The 22,183-nt window shown below is 72.1% G+C and carries 24 protein-coding genes; 11 read left to right on the forward strand and 13 right to left on the reverse strand.

Annotation, left to right across the window (positions count from 1 at the left end; all coding sequences use genetic code 11):
* Positions 1-912 (forward strand): Gfo/Idh/MocA family protein, encoded by a 912-nt coding sequence (locus tag ACIBJF_RS31830; RefSeq protein WP_399178886.1) that lies wholly within the window; start codon positions 1-3, stop codon positions 910-912.
* Here ACIBJF_RS31830 and lnt read toward each other — a convergent pair.
* From lnt to ACIBJF_RS31855, 5 genes are all read right to left on the reverse strand, one after another.
* Complete coding sequence (gene lnt, locus ACIBJF_RS31835; protein WP_399178887.1) at positions 830-2,404, reverse strand: apolipoprotein N-acyltransferase; 1,575 nt, start codon at positions 2,402-2,404, stop codon at positions 830-832. The genes ACIBJF_RS31830 and lnt overlap by 83 nt on opposite strands.
* Before the next feature lie 157 nt (positions 2,405-2,561).
* Positions 2,562-3,038: a nuclear transport factor 2 family protein gene (locus ACIBJF_RS31840; protein ID WP_399178889.1), complete on the reverse strand. Its 477-nt coding sequence runs from the start codon at positions 3,036-3,038 to the stop codon at positions 2,562-2,564.
* Positions 3,039-3,345: 307 nt separating this feature from the next.
* Positions 3,346-3,825, reverse strand: coding sequence for a hypothetical protein (locus ACIBJF_RS31845; RefSeq protein WP_399178891.1), 480 nt, complete (start codon positions 3,823-3,825; stop codon positions 3,346-3,348).
* Between the two features lie 147 nt (positions 3,826-3,972).
* Complete coding sequence (locus tag ACIBJF_RS31850; protein WP_399178893.1) at positions 3,973-4,440, reverse strand: hypothetical protein; 468 nt, start codon at positions 4,438-4,440, stop codon at positions 3,973-3,975.
* Positions 4,441-6,192, reverse strand: coding sequence for a hypothetical protein (locus tag ACIBJF_RS31855; protein WP_399178895.1), 1,752 nt, complete (start codon positions 6,190-6,192; stop codon positions 4,441-4,443).
* 281 nt (positions 6,193-6,473) lie between these two features.
* On the opposite strand from ACIBJF_RS31855, the gene ACIBJF_RS31860 reads away from it, so the two are divergent.
* Positions 6,474-6,809: a DUF4291 family protein gene (locus ACIBJF_RS31860; RefSeq protein WP_399178897.1), complete on the forward strand. Its 336-nt coding sequence runs from the start codon at positions 6,474-6,476 to the stop codon at positions 6,807-6,809.
* A gap of 66 nt (positions 6,810-6,875) precedes the next feature.
* Here the strand turns inward: ACIBJF_RS31860 and ACIBJF_RS31865 are convergent, their stop codons facing one another.
* The 3 genes from ACIBJF_RS31865 to ACIBJF_RS31875 all read right to left on the reverse strand — a co-directional run bounded on the left by ACIBJF_RS31865 (position 6,876) and on the right by ACIBJF_RS31875 (position 8,553).
* A complete protein-coding gene (locus ACIBJF_RS31865; protein WP_351807966.1) occupies positions 6,876-7,055 on the reverse strand; it encodes a hypothetical protein in 180 nt (59 codons plus the stop codon).
* A gap of 91 nt (positions 7,056-7,146) precedes the next feature.
* A complete protein-coding gene (locus ACIBJF_RS31870) occupies positions 7,147-7,662 on the reverse strand; it encodes a DUF1877 family protein (RefSeq protein ID WP_399178898.1) in 516 nt (171 codons plus the stop codon).
* A gap of 15 nt (positions 7,663-7,677) precedes the next feature.
* A complete protein-coding gene (locus tag ACIBJF_RS31875) occupies positions 7,678-8,553 on the reverse strand; it encodes an undecaprenyl-diphosphate phosphatase (RefSeq protein WP_399178900.1) in 876 nt (291 codons plus the stop codon).
* Between the two features lie 246 nt (positions 8,554-8,799).
* On the opposite strand from ACIBJF_RS31875, the gene ACIBJF_RS31880 reads away from it, so the two are divergent.
* From ACIBJF_RS31880 to ACIBJF_RS31890, 3 genes are read left to right on the forward strand one after another with little or no spacing between them, the layout of a single operon-like run.
* On the forward strand, positions 8,800-9,981 hold the full coding sequence (locus tag ACIBJF_RS31880; RefSeq protein WP_399178901.1) for a Gfo/Idh/MocA family protein: 1,182 nt from the start codon (positions 8,800-8,802) through the stop codon (positions 9,979-9,981).
* Positions 9,978-10,907 (forward strand): PmoA family protein, encoded by a 930-nt coding sequence (locus tag ACIBJF_RS31885; RefSeq protein WP_399178903.1) that lies wholly within the window; start codon positions 9,978-9,980, stop codon positions 10,905-10,907. The genes ACIBJF_RS31880 and ACIBJF_RS31885 overlap by 4 nt, the downstream gene beginning before the upstream one ends.
* Positions 10,904-11,629: a cupin domain-containing protein gene (locus tag ACIBJF_RS31890; RefSeq protein WP_399178905.1), complete on the forward strand. Its 726-nt coding sequence runs from the start codon at positions 10,904-10,906 to the stop codon at positions 11,627-11,629. Before ACIBJF_RS31885 ends, ACIBJF_RS31890 begins: the two co-directional genes overlap by 4 nt.
* Positions 11,630-11,735: 106 nt before the next feature.
* Here ACIBJF_RS31890 and ACIBJF_RS31895 read toward each other — a convergent pair whose 3' ends face one another.
* The gene (locus ACIBJF_RS31895) at positions 11,736-12,206 is read right to left on the reverse strand and encodes a winged helix-turn-helix transcriptional regulator (RefSeq protein ID WP_399178907.1); all 471 of its coding nucleotides are present in this window, start codon (positions 12,204-12,206) and stop codon (positions 11,736-11,738) included.
* A 123-nt stretch (positions 12,207-12,329) separates the two neighbouring features.
* Between ACIBJF_RS31895 and ACIBJF_RS31900 the strand changes: the two genes are divergently transcribed.
* Positions 12,330-13,499: a thiolase family protein gene (locus tag ACIBJF_RS31900; RefSeq protein WP_399178909.1), complete on the forward strand. Its 1,170-nt coding sequence runs from the start codon at positions 12,330-12,332 to the stop codon at positions 13,497-13,499.
* A 12-nt stretch (positions 13,500-13,511) separates the two neighbouring features.
* Here ACIBJF_RS31900 and ACIBJF_RS31905 read toward each other — a convergent pair whose 3' ends face one another.
* Together ACIBJF_RS31905 and ACIBJF_RS31910 are read right to left on the reverse strand one after the other, a co-directional pair.
* Positions 13,512-14,279 carry a TVP38/TMEM64 family protein gene (locus ACIBJF_RS31905; protein ID WP_399178911.1) on the reverse strand — a complete coding sequence of 256 codons (768 nt, stop codon included), beginning with the start codon at positions 14,277-14,279 and terminating at the stop codon, positions 13,512-13,514.
* Between the two features lie 98 nt (positions 14,280-14,377).
* Positions 14,378-15,529 (reverse strand): glutathione-independent formaldehyde dehydrogenase, encoded by a 1,152-nt coding sequence (locus tag ACIBJF_RS31910; protein ID WP_356305804.1) that lies wholly within the window; start codon positions 15,527-15,529, stop codon positions 14,378-14,380.
* A 139-nt stretch (positions 15,530-15,668) separates the two neighbouring features.
* Here ACIBJF_RS31910 and ACIBJF_RS31915 point away from each other — a divergent pair, with 139 nt between their 5' ends.
* The 3 genes from ACIBJF_RS31915 (at position 15,669) to ACIBJF_RS31925 (ending at position 18,769) form a co-directional block, all read left to right on the forward strand.
* Positions 15,669-16,391: a DNA alkylation repair protein gene (locus ACIBJF_RS31915; RefSeq protein ID WP_399178913.1), complete on the forward strand. Its 723-nt coding sequence runs from the start codon at positions 15,669-15,671 to the stop codon at positions 16,389-16,391.
* A 269-nt stretch (positions 16,392-16,660) separates the two neighbouring features.
* Positions 16,661-17,833, forward strand: coding sequence for an elongation factor Tu (tuf, locus tag ACIBJF_RS31920; RefSeq protein ID WP_399178914.1), 1,173 nt, complete (start codon positions 16,661-16,663; stop codon positions 17,831-17,833).
* Positions 17,834-17,923: 90 nt separating this feature from the next.
* The gene (locus ACIBJF_RS31925) at positions 17,924-18,769 is read left to right on the forward strand and encodes a spermidine synthase (RefSeq protein ID WP_399178916.1); all 846 of its coding nucleotides are present in this window, start codon (positions 17,924-17,926) and stop codon (positions 18,767-18,769) included.
* Here ACIBJF_RS31925 and ACIBJF_RS31930 read toward each other — a convergent pair.
* Both ACIBJF_RS31930 and ACIBJF_RS31935 read right to left on the reverse strand, forming a co-directional pair.
* Positions 18,731-20,026 carry an MFS transporter gene (locus tag ACIBJF_RS31930; protein WP_399178918.1) on the reverse strand — a complete coding sequence of 432 codons (1,296 nt, stop codon included), beginning with the start codon at positions 20,024-20,026 and terminating at the stop codon, positions 18,731-18,733. The two genes, ACIBJF_RS31925 and ACIBJF_RS31930, sit on opposite strands and share 39 nt — an antisense overlap.
* Before the next feature lie 165 nt (positions 20,027-20,191).
* Positions 20,192-21,211 carry a hypothetical protein gene (locus ACIBJF_RS31935; protein WP_399178920.1) on the reverse strand — a complete coding sequence of 340 codons (1,020 nt, stop codon included), beginning with the start codon at positions 21,209-21,211 and terminating at the stop codon, positions 20,192-20,194.
* A gap of 148 nt (positions 21,212-21,359) precedes the next feature.
* Between ACIBJF_RS31935 and ACIBJF_RS31940 the strand changes: the two genes are divergently transcribed.
* Together ACIBJF_RS31940 and ACIBJF_RS31945 are read left to right on the forward strand one after the other, a co-directional pair.
* A complete protein-coding gene (locus ACIBJF_RS31940; RefSeq protein ID WP_351807952.1) occupies positions 21,360-21,812 on the forward strand; it encodes a DUF4442 domain-containing protein in 453 nt (150 codons plus the stop codon).
* Positions 21,813-22,055: 243 nt separating this feature from the next.
* The coding region (locus tag ACIBJF_RS31945) for an excisionase family DNA-binding protein (RefSeq protein WP_399178926.1) at positions 22,056-22,183 on the forward strand (128 nt) is incomplete at its 3' end.

Here is a 22,183-nt window from a genome sequence, read left to right on the forward strand (position 1 = left end):
GTGAAGGTCGGCTGCATCGGACTCGGGGACATCGCGCAGAAGGCATACCTGCCGGTGCTGGCCATGCAGCCGGGAGTCGAGCTCCACCTGCAGACCAGGACGCCCGCCACCCTCGACCGGGTCGCGGACAGCCTGCACCTGCCGGCCGGCCGGCGCCACGCCACGCTCGACTCGCTGCTCGGCGCCGGTCTCGACGCGGCCTTCGTGCACGCGCCGACCGCCGTCCACCCCGAGATCGTCACCCGGCTGCTCCAGGCGGGCGTACCGACGTTCGTGGACAAGCCGATCGCCTACGAACTCGCCGACTCCGAGCGGCTGGTGCGGCTCGCCGAGGAGCGCGGGGTCTGCCTGTTCGTGGGCTTCAACCGCCGGTACGCGCCCGGGTACGCGCAGTGCCTGGAGCACCCGCGCGAGCTGATCCTCATGCAGAAGAACCGCATCGGGCTGCCCGAGGAACCGCGCTCGATGATCCTGGACGACTTCATCCACGTCGTCGACACCCTGCGCTTCCTGGTGCCGGGAACGGTCGACGACATCACCGTGCGGGCCCGCGTCGAGGGCGGGCTGCTGCAGCATGTCGTGCTCCAGCTCGCCGGGGACGGCTTCACCGCGCTCGGCGTGATGAACCGGCTCAGCGGCTCCGCGGAGGAGATCCTGGAGGTCTCCGGGCAGGACACCAAGCGCCAGGTGGTCAACCTCGCCGAGGTGATCGACCACAAGGGTCAGCCGACCGTGCGCCGCCGCGGCGACTGGGTGCCGGTGGCCCGGCAGCGCGGCATCGAGCAGGCGGTCCTCGCCTTCCTCGACGCCGTGCGCGCCGGGAAGGTGCTCAGCGCCCGGGACGCGCTGGCGACTCACGAGCTGTGCGAGCGTGTGGTACGAGCGGTTGGGGACCGTTCCGCCGCAGCCTGAGCGCCCGCAGGCTCTCGGTGACGCACAGCGCCGCCAGCACCAGCAGCGCGCCGTGCACCGGCCAGTCGCCGTAGCGGACGTACGGCGTGATGCCGTGTGCGAGCGGTACCTCGTACACGTGGGCGCCGCTCGCGTCGGTGCCGAGCCACGGACCGAGCCGCTGCCCGCCCGGACCGTACACGGCCGAGACGCCGGTGAGGGTGGCGTGCACCATCGGGCGGCCGGTCTCGGCGGCCCTGAGCGCGGCCAGCGAGGCATGCTGCTCGGGCGCCCAGCTGTCCTGGAAGGTGGATGTGGCGGACTGTCCGAGCAGGACGTCGGCGCCGTCCTCCGCCAGATGCCGGCTCATGTCGGGGAACGCGGTCTCGAAGCAGATCAGCGGGCCGATCCGCAGTCCGTGCCCGACGTTCATCACGACCTGCTCGGTGCCGCGGCCGCGGTCCTCGCCGGCCGCCTTGCCGACCGAGGTGGCCCAGCCGAGCAGCGAGCGCGCCGGTATGTACTCGCCGAAGGGCACGAGCCGCATCTTGTCGTACCGGTCGCCGGTCGGGCCGTCCGGACCGATCAGCACCGAACTCTTGTAGATCCCGGCCCGATCCGAGCGGCGGGCGTCCACGTTCACCAGCACGTCCGCCCCGGTCGCGCGGGACAGCGCGGCGATCCGCCGGGCCAGGTCGGGCCGGTCGCCCAGGTCGTACCCGACGCTGGACTCGCCCCACACGACCAGGTCGAGGTCCCGCCCGGCGAGCTTCCGGGTCAGCTGCTCCTCCCGCGCGAAACGCCGCCCGCCGCTGTCCTGCCCGTCCACGACTCCGGGCTGTACGACGGCGATCCGCACCTGCCCGTCGACCTGCGGACGCGGTGCCCAGACCCACGCGGCCGAGGTCGCGGCGGCGGTGGCGACTAGCGAGGCCATGGCCGGGACGCGGGCCTCGCGCACGGATATCAGCACGGTCGCCGCCACGTTGACGGCCACCACCAGAAAGCTCAGGAGCCACACTCCGCCGACCGAGGCCAGGCGCAGCGCCGGAGACACCTGCCACTGGCTGGCGCCCAGCATGCCCCACGGCCCGCCGAGCCCCTGCCAGGACCGCACCAGCTCCACCATCAGCCAGCCGGACGGCAGCACCAGCACCGCGGCGGCACCCCGCCCCGGCGTCGGCCGCCCGCCCAGGAACCGGCGCACCAGCCAGCCCCAGGGCGCCCAGAGCGCGCCCAGCAGGACGGCTATCAGGAAGATGAACACGTGCAGGCTCGGCAGCAGCCAGTGGTGCACCGCCACCAGGAAGCCGAAGCCGCCGCTCCAGCCGTCGTACGCCGCGCGGCGCCCGGTCGGCGCCGAGCGGGCCAGCAGGATCCAGGGGACCAGGGCGACGTAGGCGAACCACCACAGGGCCGGCGCGGGGAAGGCGAGCACGGGGAGGGCACCGGCGATCGCGGCCACGCCGGAGCGCCGCCAAGGGGAGGTCAGCCAGTGGTCGATCGTCCTCATGTGGGCCCTCCCTACCCTGCGCTCACTCCAGTGTGCGCGTCCGGAGCGATCTAGGACAGGGGGCATGGGGTGTGCGCGGAAGAGCTCGGTCCGGGCGGCCGCGGGCCGGTATGCGCCTGCCGCGCCCACGCGGCGGAACCGCATGCCGACACGGCCCCTAGGGGGCCGGTGCAGCCTTGGCCGGCAGCTGTCGCCACTTTTCCTCGACGACCACCTCGCGCAGCCGCCAGCCCTCCGGTGTGCGCAGCAGGGTGAAGCCGTAGCGGCCGCCGCACACCAGGTCCGGCGCCGTCGGGCTGCCGTTGGTCGTGAAGCGCATCGGGTTGAGGTAGTCCGCCCGTACCGAGGCCGTGTCGCCGGTGTCGTGCTCCAGGAAGCCGAACCGGACCTGGCGGTTGACGATCAGGTGCTGGCGCATGGCGAACACCGCGAGGCTGTCCGCGAGCCACCCGGCGACCTGTCCCGCGTCGCCCTCGATGCCGCCGGCCGAACGGTAGTCGGCCCGCCCGTCCGCCGTGAACAGCATCCGGTACGCGGTCCAGTCCCCGTCGTCCACCGCCACCGCGTACGCGGTGATCAACTCGTCCACGGCCAGCCGGTCCATCACGGTCGCGAGCTCAGCGCGCTGGGTCATCGGGACAGTTTTGGGCATGGCGGGCGCGGAGCCAAGAGGCGTGCGGGGTGATTCGGTGGTGCGGGGCACGGAGACGACCCCGACCTGCCCCCATGAACGAACAACCGATCGAACCCGCACCGAAGTTCCGCATTCGGGTCCGGTGCATGGACTCCATGGGCACCGTCTGTCAGGCCTACCTGTCCGCAGACAGGCCGCACGTTCGTGAAGCCCGCCGGCTCGGTGACGGCGGTGTCCATGCCGAGCTGCGGCGGCGAGGTCCGAAGAATGCAACGGGTAGCGGTACTTCACGCGGGGACGGTGACGGTCACTCGATACCCAGCGGTCCGATACCCAGGTCCTCACGCATGATGTGACGCATCTGCGCCATGGCCGCGCGCCGCCGCGCTATCAGGGGCGCTTCCTCGTCGGAGCCGACAGCCACCCCTCGGGCGTAGGCGTCGCGCAGGGCGCGCAGACCGTGGAACGCTTCGTTTGCCGCCGTCACGACCTGCGGCGGCCCCACGAGCCAGAGGCGTTCACTTGCTGTGTAGATGCCGGTGCCGCGGACGGCCTCCCGCACGGCCGCGTCACGTGCAGACGCGGACATGTGATCGCCCAAGGCGACGGCGCGTATATCTTCACCTGCGGCTTTGAGGGCGGTAACGAACACGGTGTACACCTCGCGCCGTATCTCCAGCGCGTGCCTGGCTTCTTCCCGTCGCCACCGGTTGCGATCGGCGATCAGAGTGGCCGCGATACCGATGGCGGCACCGGCCAGTGTGGAGAGCAGGGGCATCCAGTCCATGCGCCGCAGCCTGTCCGAAAGGCCGGGCCGGCACCAGTGGGTCTCGAGACGACGGACCACCCTTCGGGGCGCACGTGGTGCCGCTCGCCGCGAAAGGTGGCCACTCGCGGTGCCACCGGCCGGGAAGAGGCCTCGGCCGGGCCGAGTTCAGGAGACCGCAGACGTCAGGTATGTCACGTAGACCCCTCCCTCGCAGTCGGGCATCTTCCGCAGCGTCCAGCGGCCCAGGACGGTCGTGGAGGAGAAGTCCGACTCGGCGTCGTCCTTCTCCACCTCACCGTTCTTCAGGGTGTATCCGGCCTTGGGGAGCTGCTTGCGCAGAAAGGCCAGGGTGGCGTCGAAGCTGCTCCGGACGACCGTGGCGACGATCAGCCGGCCGCCGGTGCGGTGCTCCACCGAGGTCACGACCGCGCCCTCGGGCACCGGCAGATCCGCCGGGAAGCCCTTGGGAAGCGGCAGTGAGGCGGCGGTGGGGCAGCCGCCGGGTGCGGAGGCGGCCGTGAACGGCGTCGCTCGCAAAGGTCCGGCGTTCCGTGGCGCGGGCGAGCATCCGGTGACGGCCGCGAGACCGATGAAGGCGCCGACCAGAACGGCAGCCGGGGTGAACGGCTTCACCTAGCGGCCTCCCTTGGAGTTCTTGTGCTTGACGGCGACCACGGCGTCGTACGCGCCGTACAGCGTGTTGCCGGAGGACTGGCGGGCGATGGAGGCCAGTGCGTCGTAGTTCTGCGCGCCGCCGGTGGCGCAGGTGCCGGTGCAGCCGTCGGCGTAGGCAGCGAGCACACGGCCCTGGGCGTCGAGGGTGACGTCGATGAAGTCCAGGAGGTTGCGGTCCTGGCCGCAGGTGGTGCCGCCCGTGCAGATGGACCCCTTCTGTACCGGGTCGGTGGGGGTGGCGTCGACGGTGACCCAGGACTGGCCGCCGTCGTAGGTGGTGGCCACGTACAGGTGCCAGACGCCCTTGAAGCCGGCTGCGTCCTGGTAGTCGCCCCCGGTGGTGGTGCCCAGGAAGGCGAAGGCGGCGCGGTTGTCGTCGCCGGCGGTCACGGCGGGGAAGACGATGTTCTTGATGCCGAGGGACGCACCGACGTTCTGGTCGTACAGCCACGTCTTGCCCTTGTCGTGGCTGGCGGCGATCCGCGCCGTACCGTCGCTGTTCTGGTAGCCCATGTACACAGTCCCGCCGGCGCCGATTCCCACGCTCGGGTCGGAGTCGCCGGGGGTGCTGGACGGGTTCTTGCGGACGGTCCACGTGAGCCCGTTGTCCTCGGAGACGGCCACGGCCTGGTTGCCGCCACAGCCCTTGTTGGGCACGTACACCGTGCCGCCCGGAGCGACCTTCACGTGCCCGTGCAGGCCGCCGCAGTCCAGCAGCGAGTACATCGGAACGGCGGGCCCGTACGTCAGACCGCCGTCCCTGCTGATCGCGCAGGAGGCGTCGGCGATGTCCTGGGAGCAGTAGTAGACGGCGTTGGGGTATGCCGTGACGGGGCCCGGCTCGCCCGTGGTGAAGGGGCCGGCGCCGATGGTCTGGTGATCCACACCGGAGTCGATGCCCGAGCCGCCTGTCGGCGTCCACGTCTCGCCGTCGTCGTCGGTGTAGCAGGTCAGAGCGGTCTTGCCGGCGAGCTGCGACTCGAAGGTGCGGTGGGTCGCCGGGTCGGTGAACAGGATCGGGTCGAGGCTGGTGGTGCTGCCCTGGGGACAGCCGTTGGCCGCGCCGGCGCTCTTGTCCTGCCAGGTGGCGGTGCCGGCACTGTCGTAGGTGACCTTGAGCGTCGAGGTGTACGCCTGGAACATCGCGGCGCCGGTCGCGCGGTCGACACCGATGGAGGGTTCGCCGGCGTTGTGCGCGTCCTTGATGCTGTCCGGCGCCGAGGAGTTCGCATACGTCGGCGGGGTCGCCGTACTCGGCGGCGGAGCGGCCGGGTCGGCGACCAGGCTCGCGGTGCCGGTGAAGCTGTCGCCGAGCGGGGCGTACGGCACCACGCGCACGGTGTACGACGCCGTCACCGCCGGAAGCAGCACGGTCTCCGGGTCGCTGGAAGAGGCGGAGGCGGCCACCTCGCGGCCGTCCGCGTCGAGGACGTACAGGTCGAAGTCGGCGGCCGGGTCAGGCCACTTGACGTCGACGCGCAGGCTGTGACCGGCGTCGTAGCCCACGGGCACCGACACCTTCAGGGTGTAGTCGTCGCAGAGTTGCGCATTCCCGCAGCTCACCGTCCCGGTAGTGCCGGAGAGGTTCGGGACGGCGAAGGGACCGGCGCTCCACGTGATCGTGGGCGCAGCGTCGCTGACCGATCCGGAGGGCGGGGTGGCGGCGTCGGCCGACGCACTCGGCAGGGTTCCGGCGATGAGTGCCAGCAACCCGACGACGAGACGCCCCTGCGACCGCGGGTGGCGGTGAAGACGGAGTGTCGAGAGGAGAGCCACAGGTACCTCGTAGGTTCGCGAGTCGGACCAAGGGTGGTGGTGCGTAGCGGTACGGGTGGTGCCTTCCTCTGCTCTACGAGGAGGCAGGCGGCGTCCGTCGCGAGAAACCGAACTCTTTTCGAAGCGGGCCGGACTGTGCACACGGCCGTCCCTCCCGTGGATGACGCACCCGCTGCGGCTGGGGCGCGAAGGAGGGTCAGGAGACCGTACTCGCCGTGGAGATCGACCATGCGGAATTCGAGTGGGCCCTGCGGCACCCCTGTCTGAGGCGCTACGTGCCCGCCCCGCACGAGGACCGGGCGTCCTGGAAGCGGCGGTTGCGTCGGGCCCCGGCCCGGGGGCAGTGGGACCCGGAGCGGGATCCGCGCCACAGTCCTTTGCCGTACCGGTCGTTGCGGCTCGGCCTGGCGGGGGAGGCGGCCGCGCGGTACGCCGACGAGTGGATCGGGGGCATCGAGGACGTGACAGCGCCGGCCACCGAGGTCCATGACCTGGTGCGGGCCCGCGAACCGGAGCGGGCCACAAGGGCGTTGCGCGAGGAGCGGCCGTAGCCGGTGGTGGACGAGGCGCTCGCGTGTCTGCGGGCGTGGGCAGGCGGCAGCGGGTCGCCGCCCGGGTCAGGCCGCCTCGATGACCTCACCGCGGATCGCCTTGGCCCACTCGACCACCAACAGCTCGTACTCCGCGCGCTCCTGGGCCGACAGGGTGCCGCCCGCACGCAGCCACAGCGCCCGGATCTGCTCGTTCACCTCGGCGGCGGACCGCACGGTGCCAGAGGGCAGGACATCGGGGGACATGCAGACAGCCTAGGGGTAAGCACTGACACTGCGCTACCGTCCGGCTACACAGAAGGCCTGCGGTTGGTCACCGTCGCCGGCCGTCGCGGCCTCAGTCGACCCAGACCACCACGCACATGCCCCGCCGGGCCGCCTCGCGGAAGAAGGCGCGGATGGCGGTGAAGTGCCCGGCCAGGTAGGCCCTTAGGTCACCGCTGAAGCCAGGGAATCCGCAGGCGACGGCTGCTGCGGGCGGCGCCGTGGGCAGCCGGGCGAGGAGGGCGTCGAGGTCCGTCTCGTCCAGGGCCCGGGAGATGTCCGAAACAGCGGCGACGGACAGGAGCCGGGGCGGACCGCCGAAACCGTCGTGTACGTCGGGGTGGTCGAGGAAGTCCATGTCCTCGGCGGGGGCGCCGCCTGTCACCCGCTCGAGCACGTACGCCGCGGCGGCGTCGGCACCCGGGCCGCGGCAGAACCGGAGCAGGCCCCACAGCGCCCAGTCCGTGTCCAGGGTGTCGGTCGGCGGCGGGGCCCAGCCCGGTGCGGCGTCGGGGGAGGCGAGGGCCGTCGCCCGGCAGTGCTCCAGGTAGTGCGGGGTGACGCGGGCGAACTGCTGGGTGAGAGCCATGTGACGTGCCCGCGCTCAGCCCGCCGACTCCGCCGCGTGCGGGCTGAGGACGCCCGCCGAGACCAGCGCGACGATGACGCTCCCGAGGGCCAGGCGGTACCAGACGAACGGCATGAAGCTCTTGTTGGAGATCCACTTCATGAACCACGCGATGACGGCGTAGCCGGAGGCGAACGCGATGGCCGTCGCGAACAGGGTCGGGCCCCAGGCCACATGCCCCTCGCTCACCGAGTCCTTCACCTCGAACGCGCCGGAGGCGAGCACCGCCGGGATGGCGAGCAGGAAGGAGTAGCGGGCGGCCGCCTCCCGCTTGTAGCCCATGAACAGGCCGCCGCTGATGGTCGCGCCGGAGCGGGAGACGCCCGGGATGAGCGCGCAGGCCTGGCACAGCCCGAAGACCAGGCCGTCCTTGACGCCGAGGTTCTCCAGCGCCTTGCGCTGCTTGGGCGCGCGGTGCCGGCCGCCGGTCTCGTCGCGGGCCGCCAGCCGGTCGGCGACGCCGATGACCAGGCCGACGACGATGAGCATGGTGGCGGTGACCCGCAGATCGCGGAAGGGCCCCTCGATCTGGTCCTTCAGCGTCACGCCCAGCACCCCGATCGGGATCGAGCCGACGATCACCAGCCAGCCCATCTGCGCGTCGTGGTCCCGCCGCATCGCCTTGTCGAACAGCGAGCGGAACCAGGCCGAGACGATCCGGCCGATGTCCTTCCGGAAGTAGATCAGCACCGCGGTCTCCGTGCCGATCTGCGTGATCGCCGTGAAGGCCGCCCCGGGGTCCTTCCAGCCCGAGAACGCCGCGGTCAGCCGCAGATGCGCGCTGGAGGAGACCGGCAGGAACTCGGTCAGCCCCTGGACGAGTCCGAGGACGAGGGATTCAAACCAAGACATGGAGGTACGGCGTCCAAGTGCTGAGAAGGTAAAAGGATGATCAAATGTCGAGGGCAGCGTAGCGGGCCCGGATGATGGCGCGGAAACGGGGGTTGGGCAGCCCCGGACGGTCCGCGGTGTTGACCGGTCCCGGCCCGGCCGCTTACGTTGCAGCGCAGGAGAAAGCGCTTGCTGCATTGCTCGCCGTATCACTTCCGCACTGTCGGCCCGCGCGTCCGCCGTACCGGAGGAGTGCTGAACCCGCCCATGCCGCCCTCTCCCCTCCCGCCCAGGCCCCAAAGCCCGCGTCTGACAGCCCCGTTCACCGGCCGGCGCATCCGGGCCGCCGTCATCGGCACCGGCGCCATCGGGCGCGGCTCTCATCTGCCCGCACTGGCTCAGCTCGCGCGGGAGGGCGAGACCGAGGTCGTCGCCGCCGTCGACATCGACCGGGGCGCCGTCGAGTCCTTCTGCGCCGAGACCGGCATCCCGCACGCCTACACCGACCTCGACCGGATGCTCGCCGAGCAGCGGCCCGACCTGGTCAGCATCTGCACCCCGCCCACCCTGCACCGCGCGCAGACCGTGGCCGCGCTGCGCGCCGGGGCCTGGGTGTGGTGCGAGAAGCCGCCGGTGCCCTCGCTCGCCGACTTCGACGCGATCGAGGCGGAGGAGGGCGCGGACGGCGGGCCGTACGCGGCGATCGTCTTCCAGCACCGGTTCGGCTCCGGATCCCGCCATGCGCGCCGACTGCTCGCCGAAGGCGCCCTCGGGCGGCCCCTGGTGGCGCACTGTCAGACCACCTGGTACCGGGACACCGCCTACTACGCCGTGCCCTGGCGGGGCCGCTGGCGCACCGAGGGCGGCGGCCCGGCCATGGGCCACGGCATCCACCAGACGGACCTGTTGCTGGACCTGCTCGGGCCGTGGAGCGAGGTACGGGCCATGGCCGGGCGGCTGGTGCACGACGTGGAGACGGAGGACGTCTCCACCGCGCTGGTCCGCTTCGCGAGCGGCGCCCTCGCGACCGTCGTCAACAGCGTGCTGAGCCCGGACGAGGTCAGTCGCATCCGCATCGACTGCGAGCGCGCGACCGTCGAACTGACCCACCTCTACGGGCACGCCAACGACGACTGGCGCATCGTCCCGGCCCCGGACGTACCGGCCGAACAGGCGGAGCGATGGCGGGACTTCGGCCCGGACGTGCCCAGTTCGCACCTGGCCCAGCTGCGCGAACTGGTCGCGAGCATGCGCGCCGGTGAGCGGCCGCGCAGCAGCGGCGCGGACGGGCACACGAGCCTGGAGCTGATCACGGCCCTGTACAAGTCGGCCTTCACCGACACGACCGTCCGCGCCGGCGAGATCGTCCCCGGCGACCCGTACTACACCGCCCTGCACGGCGGCGCCCCCGGCTGGGCGCCCGTGACCGCCGAGGAGGTCCCGGCATGACCGGCGGACTGCGGCTCGTCCACGCGTACGGCGACCGGATCACCGTCTCCGAACCGGCCACCGGGGTCGAGCTGTTCGCCTACGTCTACCGCGCCGAGGCCGCCTGGGAGGCTCCCCGACCCTACCTCCACCCGGTCCGCACCCTCGCCGGTGCCGTCGTCACCGACTACCGCCCGAACGACCACCGCTGGCACAAGGGCCTGTCCCTGACCGCCTCGCACCTGTCGGGGGCGAACCTGTGGGGCGGCAACACCTACGTGCACGGGCAGGGCTACCTCGAACTGCCCGAGCGGGTCGGCTCGATGCGCCACGCCGGCTTCGACGAGGTCTCCGCGGCCGACGGCCGGGCGGTGCTCGCCGAGCGGCTGACCTGGCATCCGTACGACGGCGAGCTGTGGGCCGAGGAGGAGCGGCGCATCGAGGTCCACGACGTCGACCCGGGCTCCGGCTCCTGGGCGCTGACGTGGACCAGCGCGATCACCAACCGGCGGGCCGAGCCGCTCCGCTTCGGCAGCCCGACCACCGCCAGCCGTGAACTGGCGGGCTACACCGGCCTGTTCTGGCGCGGTCCGCGCGCCTTCCGGCAGGGGCGGATCACCGGCCCGGAGGAGGAAGGCCCCGCCCTGATGGGCGCCCAGGCGCCCTGGCTCGCCTACTGCGGTGAACACGACGGCATCGACGGCCACGCCACCCTGGTCTTCGCGCACGCCCCGGAGAACGACCACTCCGGCGCGAGCGGCACCCACCCCGCCCACTGGTTCGTCCGCAACGAGCCCTTCGCCGCCGTCGCCCCTTCCTGGTCCTTCTTCGAGGAGCTGGAACTCGCCCCCGGCGACACGCTCCGCCGCCGCTACCGGGTCGTGGTGGCGGACGGTGCCTGGCAGCGGGAGGACGTGGTGAAGTACCTGCAGGCGCATCCGTGGTGAGCGCCGGGGAGCACACGTTCACGGGTCTGCCGGGCGGGGTCGCCGTGTCCCGGCTGTGCGTGTACGACTGGCCCGCCCCCGACGGGGTGCGGGGCGGAACTCCCCATGTGCACCTTGCCTGTTCGGAGGCGTACGTCGTCACCGGCGGCCGGGGCGCGGTCCAGACGCTGACCGCGTCCGGCTACGAGGTCACCCCGCTCGTGCCCGGCACGGTCGCCTGGTTCACGCCGGGCACCATCCACCGGCTGGTCAACGAGGGCGATCTGCGCATCACCGTCCTCATGCAGAACAGCGGGCTGCCGGAGGCCGGGGACGCGGTGCTCACGCTCCCGCCGGAGTACCTGGCCGATCCGGAGACGTACGCCGCCGCAACCACGATCCCGGCCGGCGCGCCGGAGCCCGAGCGGGAGCGGATCGCCCGCGCTCGGCGTGACCTGGCCCTGGAGGGCTACCGGTCGCTGCGCGAGGCTTCGGGGCCGCAGGCGCTGGCCGCCTTCCACCGGGCCGCCGCCGCGCTGGTCGGGCCCCGGGTCGCCGAGTGGCGAGAGCGGTGGCGGCGCGGCGCGCTGGCGGCGGCGGAGGCGACGGGGCGGCATCTGGAGCGGCTGGCCGAGGGGGACGCGACGCACCTTGCCGAGGCCGTCGTACGGGCCGGGCAACCCTTCGAGGAGGGTCGGTTCGGGATGTGCGGGCGGCTCGATGTGTACGGTACGCCGCTGTAGCGCCGCGCTGGAACGCCGGGCCTCTGCGGCTTCGTCGTGGCTGGTCGCGCCCACGCGGCGGTAGCCGCACATCGACCACAGCCCCGCGCCCCTTCGGGGGGTGCTGTTACGCCGCCGCCGGTCCCGTGCGCGTCCACCCCGGCGCCTGCGGATGGGCTGTGAGGTCCTCGTGGCGGACCTCGTCGCCGCAGGCCCGACAGGTGACGACCGGCACCAGTTCGTTGCCGCAGGCGTGCTCGATGGCCATGGGCAGGTCGCTGCCCTTGCGGATGTGGCGGTCGCCCCACTCCTTGAGCGTCATCAGGACCCCCTCCAGCTCCAGGCCCGCCTGGGTGGCCCGGTACTCGAAGCGCTGCGGGCGCTCGCTGTAGACGCGCTTGGTGAGGATTCCGGCGTCCACGAGCCGGCGCAGCCGGGTGGCCAGGACGTCGCGCGGCGCGCCGATGTTGCGCACGAGCTGGTCGAAGCGGCCGTTGCCCAGGAACACCTCGCGCAGGACGAGCAGGGAGTACTTCTCGCCGACCAGCGCGAGGGCGTCGGCGATGGAGCAGGGGCGCGGGTCTTTCGGGGCGGCCATGGGGCCAGTCTAGAGGAGGGTTTGATTTTCCAACCCTCGGCGTTATGGTGAGTTTGGATTTCCTACTCACTGGTAGCTGCCGTGGCCCGCCGCGGACAGCCAGGCGGCCAAGGAGGCCCCGCCATGCGCGACGCAGTGATCGTCGAAGCCGTACGCACCCCCATCGGCAAGGGCAAGCCGAACGGCTCCCTCGCCCATGTCCACCCCGTGCAGCTGCTCGCCCACACCCTGCGCAGCCTGGTCGAGCGTTCCGGCGTCGACCCGGCGCTGATCGACGACGTCATCGGCGGCACCGTCGACCAGGTCGGCGAGCAGGCCATGAACACCACCCGGTACGCCGTCCTCTCCGCCGGCTTCCCCGAGACGGTCCCGGCGACCACGGTGGACCGCCAGTGCGGCTCCTCCCAGCAGGCCGTGCACTTCGCCGCGCAGGGCGTCATGTCCGGGGCGTACGACCTCGTGATCGCCTGCGGTGTGGAGTCGATGAGCCGGGTGCCGATGTGGTCCAACGTGCCCGCGGGCAAGGACCCCTTCGGTCCCGGCATCGCCGAGCGCTACCCCGAGGGCCTGGTCCCGCAGGGCGTCAGCGCCGAGCTGATCGCCGCCAAGTGGTCCCTCACGCGCGCGCGGATGGACGAGTTCGCCGTCTCCTCCCACCGCAAGGCCGCCGCGGCCTGGGACAACGGCCTGTTCGACGCAGAGATCGCGCCGCTGGACGGCGTCGCCCGCGACGAGTGCGTCCGCCCCGGCAGCACCCCGGAGATCCTCGCCGGCCTCAAGCCCGCCTACTACGACCCCGGCTTCGCCGAGCGCTTCCCGCAGATCGAGTGGAACGTGACCGCGGGCAACGCCAGCCCCATCAACGACGGTGCCTCCGCCGTGCTGATCACCTCCAGCGACACCGCGGCCCGCCTCGGCCTGCGCCCGCTCGCCCGCCTGCACAGCTTCGCCGTCACCGGCTCCGACCCGCTGCTGATGCTCACCGGGGTGATCCCGGCGACCGAGAAGGTGCTGCGCAAGGCCGGGCTGGGGGTGGCCGACATCGACCTGTTCGAGGTCAACGAGGCGTTCTCCAGCGTGGTGCTGGCCTGGCAGCAGGAGACCGGCGCCGACCTGGGCAAGGTCAACGTGCACGGCGGCGCGATCGCCCTGGGCCACCCGCTCGGCGCCAGCGGCACCCGGCTGACCACCACCCTGGTCCACGCCATGCGCGAGCGCGGCGCCCGCTACGCCCTGCAGACGATGTGCGAGGCGGGCGGACTGGCCAACGCGATGGTCCTCGAGGGCGTCTGACCGGTGCGGCCCTTACCGGCCGCGCAGGTGGTGACGCTTGCGCCAGGCCACCACCGCGCCCAGCAGCGCCGGTACGGCGATAGCGGCCATCGCGATCAGGAAGGCGGGAGACGTCGGCGCGGCGGCGCGGGCGCCGGCGACCGCGTAGGCGGCGGTGTTCGGGACCGAGCCGACTGTCGTGGCCAGCAGGAACGGCCACCAGCGCATGCGGGAGACGGCCGCGCAGTAGTTCGCCGCCCAGAACGGCACACCCGGGAAGAGCCGGGCCGCCAGCATGGACCGGAACCCGTGCCGGCTCAGCTGACCGTCGGCCGCCTTCAGCCAGCGGCCCCGCAGCAGCGGGCGCAGCGCGTCCTGGCCGAGAACCCGGCCAAGCCCGAAGGCCACGCCCGCCCCGAGCACCGTGCCCGCCAGCGCCGTCGCCAGCCCCAGTTGCGAGCCGAACAGCGCGCCCGCCGCCAGATTGAGCAGGGGGCGCGGCACGAACGCCACGGTGCACAGCCCGTACGCCACGCCGAAGACCGTGGCCGCCGCCGCCCCGCTCAGCTGCGGCGGCCACCCGTGCGTGAGCAGCCGTTGCGGCTCGAAGGCCAGCACGCACGCGGCGGCACCGGCGAGCAGAGCGAGCAACAGCGACAGCCGGGCGTAGGGATGCGCCAGCGCCCGCGCACACCGACCGGCGAACCCGGTGCGCGGCAGGGGTGACACGGGTACGGCGAACTCCGTGGCGGCGGCCCGGGGAGAGGCCGTGGCGGTGCCAGAGCGGTTGGCATCGAGCATCCGGTGACATTAACCGACGAACGCGTGTGATCGCCGTCAAGCGTGCCGCATCGAGCGGGTCCGGGCACCTGGGGCGCCCGGACCCGTGGACCCGGGTCTCACGCGGCGAGCGCGTGACCGGGGTGCAGCACCACCTTGGTGTAGCCCTCGACCCGCTTGTCGAACTTCTCGTACGCCTGGGGCGCCTGGTCCAGCGGCAGCTCGTGGGAGACCACGAAGCTGGGCTTGGCCCGCCCGGCGATGATCAGGTCGCGCAGCTGGCGGTTGTACCGCTTCACGTTGCACTGACCGGTGCCCATCTGCTGGCCCTTCTCGAACATCTTGCCGATGGAGACCAGCAGCTGACCGTGCCGGGCGTGGTCGTCGGGACCGCCCGGGTCCGAGGGCACGTACAGCCCCGGCACGCCGAGCATGCCCGTCGGCCGTACCGTCATGACCAGTTCGTTGAGGACGATGGCGGGTTCCTCGTGGCTGGCGTCGTGCGCCTGGGCCTGGTAGCCGACGGCGTCGACGCCCTTGTCGGTTCCCTCACCTCCGGTCTGCTCCTTGATCTGCTCCGCCGGGTCGCCCTTGGTGAAGTCGATGGGGATGGCCCCGATCTCCTCGGCCTTGGCGAGCCGCTCGGGCACGCGGTCGACGGAGAACACCTTCGCCGCGCCGCGCAGCAGCGCCGAGTAGGCGGCCATCAGCCCCACCGGTCCGGCGCCGTAGACGGCCACGCTCTCACCGGGGGACACCTGGGCGAGTTCGCAGCCGTGGTAGCCCGTCGGGAAGATGTCCGCGAGCAGCACGAAATCGGTCTCGAACTCGTCGCCCGGAGGCAGTTTCAAGCAGTTGAAGTCGGCGTACGGCACCCGCAGCAGCTCGGCCTGGCCGCCCTTGTACGGGCCCATCGCCACATAGCCGTAGGCCCCGCCCGCGAATCCGGGATTGACCGTCAGGCAGAAGCCGGTCTTCCCGGCCAGACAGTTCTTGCAGAATCCGCAGGCCACGTTGAACGGCATCACGACCCGGTCGCCCTTGGACAGGGAGGTCACGCCGTTGCCGACCTCCTCGATGATGCCGAGATTCTCGTGTCCGAAGACGATGCCCGACTCGGCCGCCGTGCGGCCCTCGTACATGTGCAGGTCCGAGCCGCATATCGCGCTCGACGTGACGCGTACGAGCACATCGTTCGGATGCTGGATCCGGGGATCCTGGACGTCCTTCACCACCACGCTGAAGGGCTCTTCGTAGACGACGGCCTTCACCTCTGTCACCTCCGCCGCTGCACCGCCAGTACTTCCAGGGAACGCCGGTACGAAAGGGGGTGCAACCCAGGTCCGCAGGGGCCGCCGTGCCCGGTTTCGGGCCCATGGGCGAACGCGCATTCGATAGTAGAGTTCCTCCATGACCGTCACCGGCGCGGCCCCGCCGCACGTGCCGCGCAGCGCCCTCGCCGACACCGTGCTGGAGCGGGTGACGGCCGTGTTCGCGGCCGCCGCCGACGCCGGGCGGGCCGGCCCGATGCGGGCGTACATGAAGGACGTGGCGCCCTTCCTCGGCATCCCCACCCCGGCCCGCCGCACCCTCGCCCGCACCGCCCTCGCGGGCACCCCGCCCCCCGACGAGGCCGACTGCACCGCGATCGCGCTGCGCTGCTGGGCGCTGCCCGAGCGCGAGTACCACTACTTCGCGGTGGACTATCTGCGCCGGCACGCCGGACGGTGCTCCTCCGGTTTCCTGCCGGTGACCCGGCGCCTCGTCACGACCGTCCCCTGGTGGGACACCGTCGACCCGCTCGCCGCGCACGTGGTCGGACGCCTGGTCGCCGCCGATCCCGGGCTCACCGCCGACATGGACGCCTGGATCACCGACGACGACCGCTGGCCGGTACGCACCGCCCTGCTCCACCAGCTGGCCCGCAAGGAAAGCACCGACACCGAGCGGCTGTTCGCCTACTGCCTGCGTCAGTCCGGCCACCCCGACTTCTTCATCCGCAAGGCGATCGGCTGGGCCCTGCGCGAGTACGCCAAGACCGACCCCGGGGCCGTACGGGCCTTCCTGGCGCGGGAACGGGGCCGGTTCGCCCCGCTGACCGTCCGGGAGGCGCTGAAGAACATCGGCGCCTGAGCGGCTTCGACCCGCCGATCGCCGAAAATCGTTCGACGCCGGACCTCCGCTCGGCGATGATCGACCGCATGTCCCGGTACGCCTTCCTCCTCGCAGCATCCGCCGTCGCGGATGCGCCGAAGGCTGCCGTCCTGTTTCTCGCGGCCGCTGTCGACGGCGCCCGAAGCTGACCCTCTCCGGAACGTCCGGCGGACCCCGCAGGGGGAGGGTCGGCCAGTCCTCGGGGTCCCGCGTTCCTTCTCACGGCTGAGAGGCTTCGAGGTACAGCCATGTCCAAAACGGCCTACGTGCGCACCAAGCCGCACCTGAACATCGGCACCATGGGTCATGTCGACCACGGCAAGACCACCCTGACCGCCGCCATCACCAAGGTCCTCGCCGAGCGCGGCACCGGCACCTTCGTGCCCTTCGACCGCATCGACCGCGCCCCGGAGGAGGCCGCGCGCGGCATCACCATCAACATCGCGCACGTCGAGTACGAGACCGACACCCGGCACTACGCCCACGTGGACATGCCGGGGCACGCGGACTACGTCAAGAACATGGTCACCGGCGCCGCGCAGCTCGACGGGGCGATCCTCGTCGTGTCCGCGCTCGACGGGATCATGCCGCAGACCGCCGAACACGTGCTGCTCGCCCGGCAGGTGGGCGTCGACCACATCGTCGTCGCGCTCAACAAGGCCGACGGCACGGACGACGAGGAGCTGATCGACCTCGTCGAGCTGGAGGTCCGCGACCTGCTCACGGCCCAGGGCTACCCGGGCGACGCCGTGCCGGTCGTACGGGTCTCCGGACTGCGGGCGCTGGAGGGCGACCCGCGCTGGACGGCGTCCATCGAGGCGCTGCTCGACGCGGTGGACACCTACGTGCCCATGCCGGAGCGCTACCTGGACGCGCCATTCCTGCTGCCCGTGGAGAACGTGCTCACAATCACCGGCCGGGGCACGGTCGTCACCGGCGCCGTGGAGCGGGGCACGCTCCGCCTGGGGGACCGGGTGTCGGTGCTCGGCGCCGATGTGGAGACCGTCGTCACCGGACTGGAGACCTTCGGCAAGCCCATGGCGGAGGCGCAGGCCGGGGACAACGTGGCGGTGCTGCTGCGGGGCGTGCCGCGGGACGCCGTGCGGCGCGGACATGTCGTGGCGGCTCCGGGAAGCGTCGTGCCCGCCCGGCGGTTCTCGGCTCGGGTGTATCTGCTGTCGGGACGCGAAGGGGGCCGTACGACGCCGGTGGCGACCGGGTACCGCCCGCAGTTCTACATCCGTACGGCGGATGTGGTGGGGGACGTCGACCTCGGTCCGGTGGGTGTCGCCCGGCCCGGGGACACGGTGGAGATGAGCGTCGAGCTAGGGCGGGAGGTTCCGCTGGAGCCGGGACTCGGATTCGCCATCCGTGAGGGCGGACGGACCGTGGGCGCGGGGACGGTGTCCACTGTGGAGTGAAGCCGGGGTGCGTGGGGGCCGCAGCGCCGCCGTGGCCGGTCGCGCGGTTCCCCGCGCACCCCGGCGGGTGCGGTCACCCACAATGGATGAGTGAACGATTCCATACCCGTCACCCGCACCACGGACCACGGGACCGCCAAACTCATGCCCGACGTCGACCGTGCGCGGGCCTGGCTGCTCACCGTCGACGGGGCGCCGCAGTCGTACGTCGATCTGGACGAGCCGGCGTATCTGGAGTTCGAGTACGCGCGGCGGCTCGGGTATGTGCTGGATGTCGTGGCCGACGCCGGGCGGCCGCTGGACGTGCTGCACCTCGGGGGAGGGGCGCTGACGCTGCCCCGGTACGTGGCCGCCACCCGGCCCGGCTCGCGGCAGGACGTCGTCGAGGCCGACCGGGGACTGCTGGAGCTGGTCGCCGAGTACGTGCCGCTGCCTCAGGGCTCGGGCGTCGCGGTGCACGCCGCCGACGCCCGGGCCTGGCTGGAGGCGGCGCCGGACGATCACGCCGACGTGCTGATCGCCGACGTCTTCGGCGGGTCCCGGGTGCCGGCGCATCTGACCACGCTCGCCTACGCGCGGCAGGCCGAGCGGGTGCTGCGCCCGGACGGCGTCTATCTGGCCAACCTCGCGGACGCCGCGCCGTTCGGGTTCCTGCGCTCCCAACTGGCCACGTTCGCCGCCGTCTTCGAGGAGCTGGTGCTGATCGCCGAGCCGGCGGTGCTGCGCGGCCGGCGGTTCGGGAACGCGGTGCTCGTCGCCGCGCACCGGCCCGTCGACACCGCGGCGCTGGCCCGCCGTACCGCGGCGGACGCCTTTCCGGCGCGGGTCGAACACGGGGCGGCGGTACGGGACTTCACCGGTTCCGCGCGGCCGGTCGAGGACGCCGACGCCGTACCGTCACCCGAGCCCCCCGACGGGGCGTTCGGCATCGGCTGACGCGGCCGGGGCAGCGACGACCGGCCGGCCGCGCCGGGACAGCGTGCGGACGTCCGGGACCAGCAGCACCAGCGCGGTGACCAGCACGACCAGTCCGGCGCAGCCCCACAGCGCGGCCGGGCGGCCGAAGGCGCTCTCGGCGGGGCCCGCCAGCGCCATCGCGAGCGGAATGAGGGAGACCGAGCCGAACCAGTCGTACGCCGAGACCCGGGAGAGCTTGTCCTCGGGGATCTCCTGGTGCAGCGCGGTCATCCAGGACACCCCGAACACCTCCACCGTCGCACCGGCGGCGAACATGACCCCGTACAGCGCCTCGGCCGGTACCGGTACGGCGAGGGCGGCGGCGGGCAGGGCCAGCGGGAAGACGCAGAGGGTGCCGGCGAGCAGCAGGCGGCGGGGTTTCCAGCGGGTCATCAGCAGGGCGCCGGCCACCGTGCCCGCGCCGAACGCGGCCAGCGCCAGGCCCCAGGGTCCCGCGCCGCCGAGGCTGTCGCGGGCGACGAGCGGGCCGTAGACCGCCTGGGCCGCGCCGACCACCGCGTTGGCGATCGAGAACTGCACGACGATGCCCCACAGCCAGGGCCGGCCGATGAACTCCCGCCAGCCCTCGCGGAGATCGGCCAGCATGCCCTCGCCCGGTGTGCGCGGCGGGATGTGGCTGACGTCGAGGAAGGAGCGAAGGGCGCCGGCGAGCGCGAAGGCGGCCGCGTCGAGCGCGAGCACCCAGCCGGGGCCGACGGCCGCCACCAGGGCGCCGCCGAGGGCCGCGCCGCCGAGCGCCGCGCCCTGCGTGGCCATGCGGAAGACGGCGAACGCCCGGCCCGCCTGCTCGCCGTCCACGGAGGACAGCAGCATGCCCTCGGCCGCCGGCCCGAAGAACGCCTGCCCGGTGCCGCCGAGTCCGCTGAGGAGCATCATCTGCCACAGCGGGGGCTCGCCGAGCAGGACGAGCGCGGCGAAGGCGCCCTGAGAGAGGCAGTTGAGGGCGTTGGCGGCGACCATCACCCGGTGGCGGGGCAGCCGGTCCGCGACGGCGCCGCCGATGAGCAGGAACACCACCAGCGGCACGGTGCGCGCGGCGGCGACCAGTCCCACGTCGCCGCCGTCGCCGCCCGCACCCAGCACGGCGAAGGCCGCGGCGACGAGCGAGCCGTTGGCACCGAGGCCGGCCACGACGGCCGCCGCGGTCAGCAGGGAGTAGTTGCGGCCCGCCCAGGAGGGTCTGTGCGCGGTGCGGGGAGTGGACGGCGAGTTCACCGGGCGACTATCGCTCGCGGGCGCCGCGCGGGCAATCGGTTTCCGTCGCGGCGACCGGTTTCCGCCGGTGAACGGCCGGCGCCCCGACGCACCGCGCCACACGCCACCGAGGCTCCCCAGGATTCCGTCCCGCCGCGCCGCGGAGGGACGGAACGCCCCAGGGGCTCACTGGTTCGTCGGGTCTCCGTGCAGCCGTACCGTGCGCAGGATCTTCAGGACGGTCGCCTTGGGCACCTCGCCGTTCACGCCCTTGGCCCCGTAGAAGTTGAACGACACATAGTCGTGCGCCGAGTTCTGGAAGCCGAAGGTGAGTGCCTTGCCGTCGCTGATGCACTTGCCCCGCTTCGGCGTGTGCGTCGACTGGGCCCACGCGTAACTGCCCTTGATGCCCGAGTCCGTGGTGAAGGCGGTGGCCTTCTTGTCCCAGGAGATGGTCTTCTTGTCGGGCTGGGTGTAACCGCCGAAGACCCACCAGGCCGGCGTGTTGATCGCGATCTCGTCCGTGTCCTTGGCGCCGCTGGCACCCTTGACGCCCGCGGCCGCCAGCGAGGTGTCCTCGGTACGGCCGTCCTTGTCGTCGTCGGAGGTGCACCACTTCGGCTGGTACTCGGCGACGCCCGACATGACGATGCCCGTGTCCTGCTCGCTCTTCGGGAAGTCGAAGCCGATGGCCATACCCGGGGACTGCACCTCCCAGTCGGCGGGCACGTCGTAGGCCACGCCCCACTTGGGGTTCACCACGACCTTCCAGCCGGCGACGGTGGGCTTCTCCGTGTTGACGCCGCGAGGGTCGTCCGTCGCCGACGAACCGGCCGTGGGCTGGGACGAGGGCGAGTGGCTGTGCTGCCCGCCCTTGCCGTCGGCCTGGTCCTTGTTGTCGTCCTTGCCGCCGAGGACGAGATAGCCGGTCACCGCGGCGGCCACCACGACCGCCGTGGCCGCGACGATCGCGATCAGTTTGGTGCGGCCGCCGCCTCCCTGCGGGGGCTGCGGGACGGGCGCGGTGGGCGGCTGCGGCTGCCCCCACTGCGGCTGCTGACCGTACGGCCCGGCCTGCGGATACTGCTGGTATCCGGGCTGCTGGTACGGGTTCGGCTGCTGGTAACCCGGCTGCTGGTACGGATTGTGCTGCGGGTTGTTCTGCGGGTTCGGCGCGCCCCCTGGCGGCTGCTGATCTGGCCACATGGCCAGTAACCCTAGTGCCGCCGGGGACACGATTCGGTCACCGGTCCTCGTCAGGGTCGTAGCGATGCGGGGCGGATGCCGTGGTGGAGAGGGGCGGGCGACGGTTCGGTGCTGGCCTGTTTTGGCTACTCGTGAGTAACATGGTGCCATGAGCGCAGACCAGATGTCGATCGGCGAGATGCTCGCCGCCACCGTGCCCATGGCCCGGACGCTGAACCTGGAGTTCCTGGAGACCTCTCCGGACAAGGCGGTCGTGTCCCTGCCGGACCAGGGCGCGTACCACAACCATGTGGGCGGGCCGCACGCCGGTGCGATGTTCACCCTGGGGGAGTCGGCCAGCGGGGCCATCGTGCTGGCCGCCTTCGGGGACCAGCTCTCCCGCGCGGTACCGCTCGCCGTCCGTGCCGACATCGCCTACAAGAAGCTCGCGATGGGCGCCGTCACCGCGACCGCCACGCTGGGCCGTCCGGCCGCCGAGGTCGTCGCCGAGCTGGACGCCGGGCAGCGCCCCGAGTTCCCCGTGGCGATCGAGATCCGCCGCGCCGACGGCGCCGTGACGGGAGAGATGACCGTCGTCTGGACCCTGCGTCCCAACGGCTAGGAAATCGAAGGTAGTTGCGTGGAGAGGGGTCGGTCCGGAGGAGGGCGGGCCCCTCTTCCCGTGTGCGTCGCTCTGTACGGCCCGGCGGAGTGCGCTCCAGGACGTCTGACACGGCCGGGTCGAGGACATGGCGACGGACGACCGCGTGCCGGCACGGTGCGGCCCGGGGCGCGCAGGCTCATCAACTTCATTAGTAATCCCTGGTGTTGTGTATGTATAGTTCTGTGCATGGAGTTGCTGCGCATGTCCAAGGCTGCGAAGCGTCTCGGGATACATCCGATGACGCTTCGTCAGTGGGCGTTGGACGGCAAGATCCCGTTTACGTGGGTCGGCCGTGAGCGCCGGTTCTCCTCCGTGGATGTGGAGAACAT

The sequence above is a fragment of the Streptomyces sp. NPDC050743 genome, assembly GCF_044456925.1.
Classification (GTDB): Bacteria; Actinomycetota; Actinomycetes; order Streptomycetales; family Streptomycetaceae; genus Streptomyces.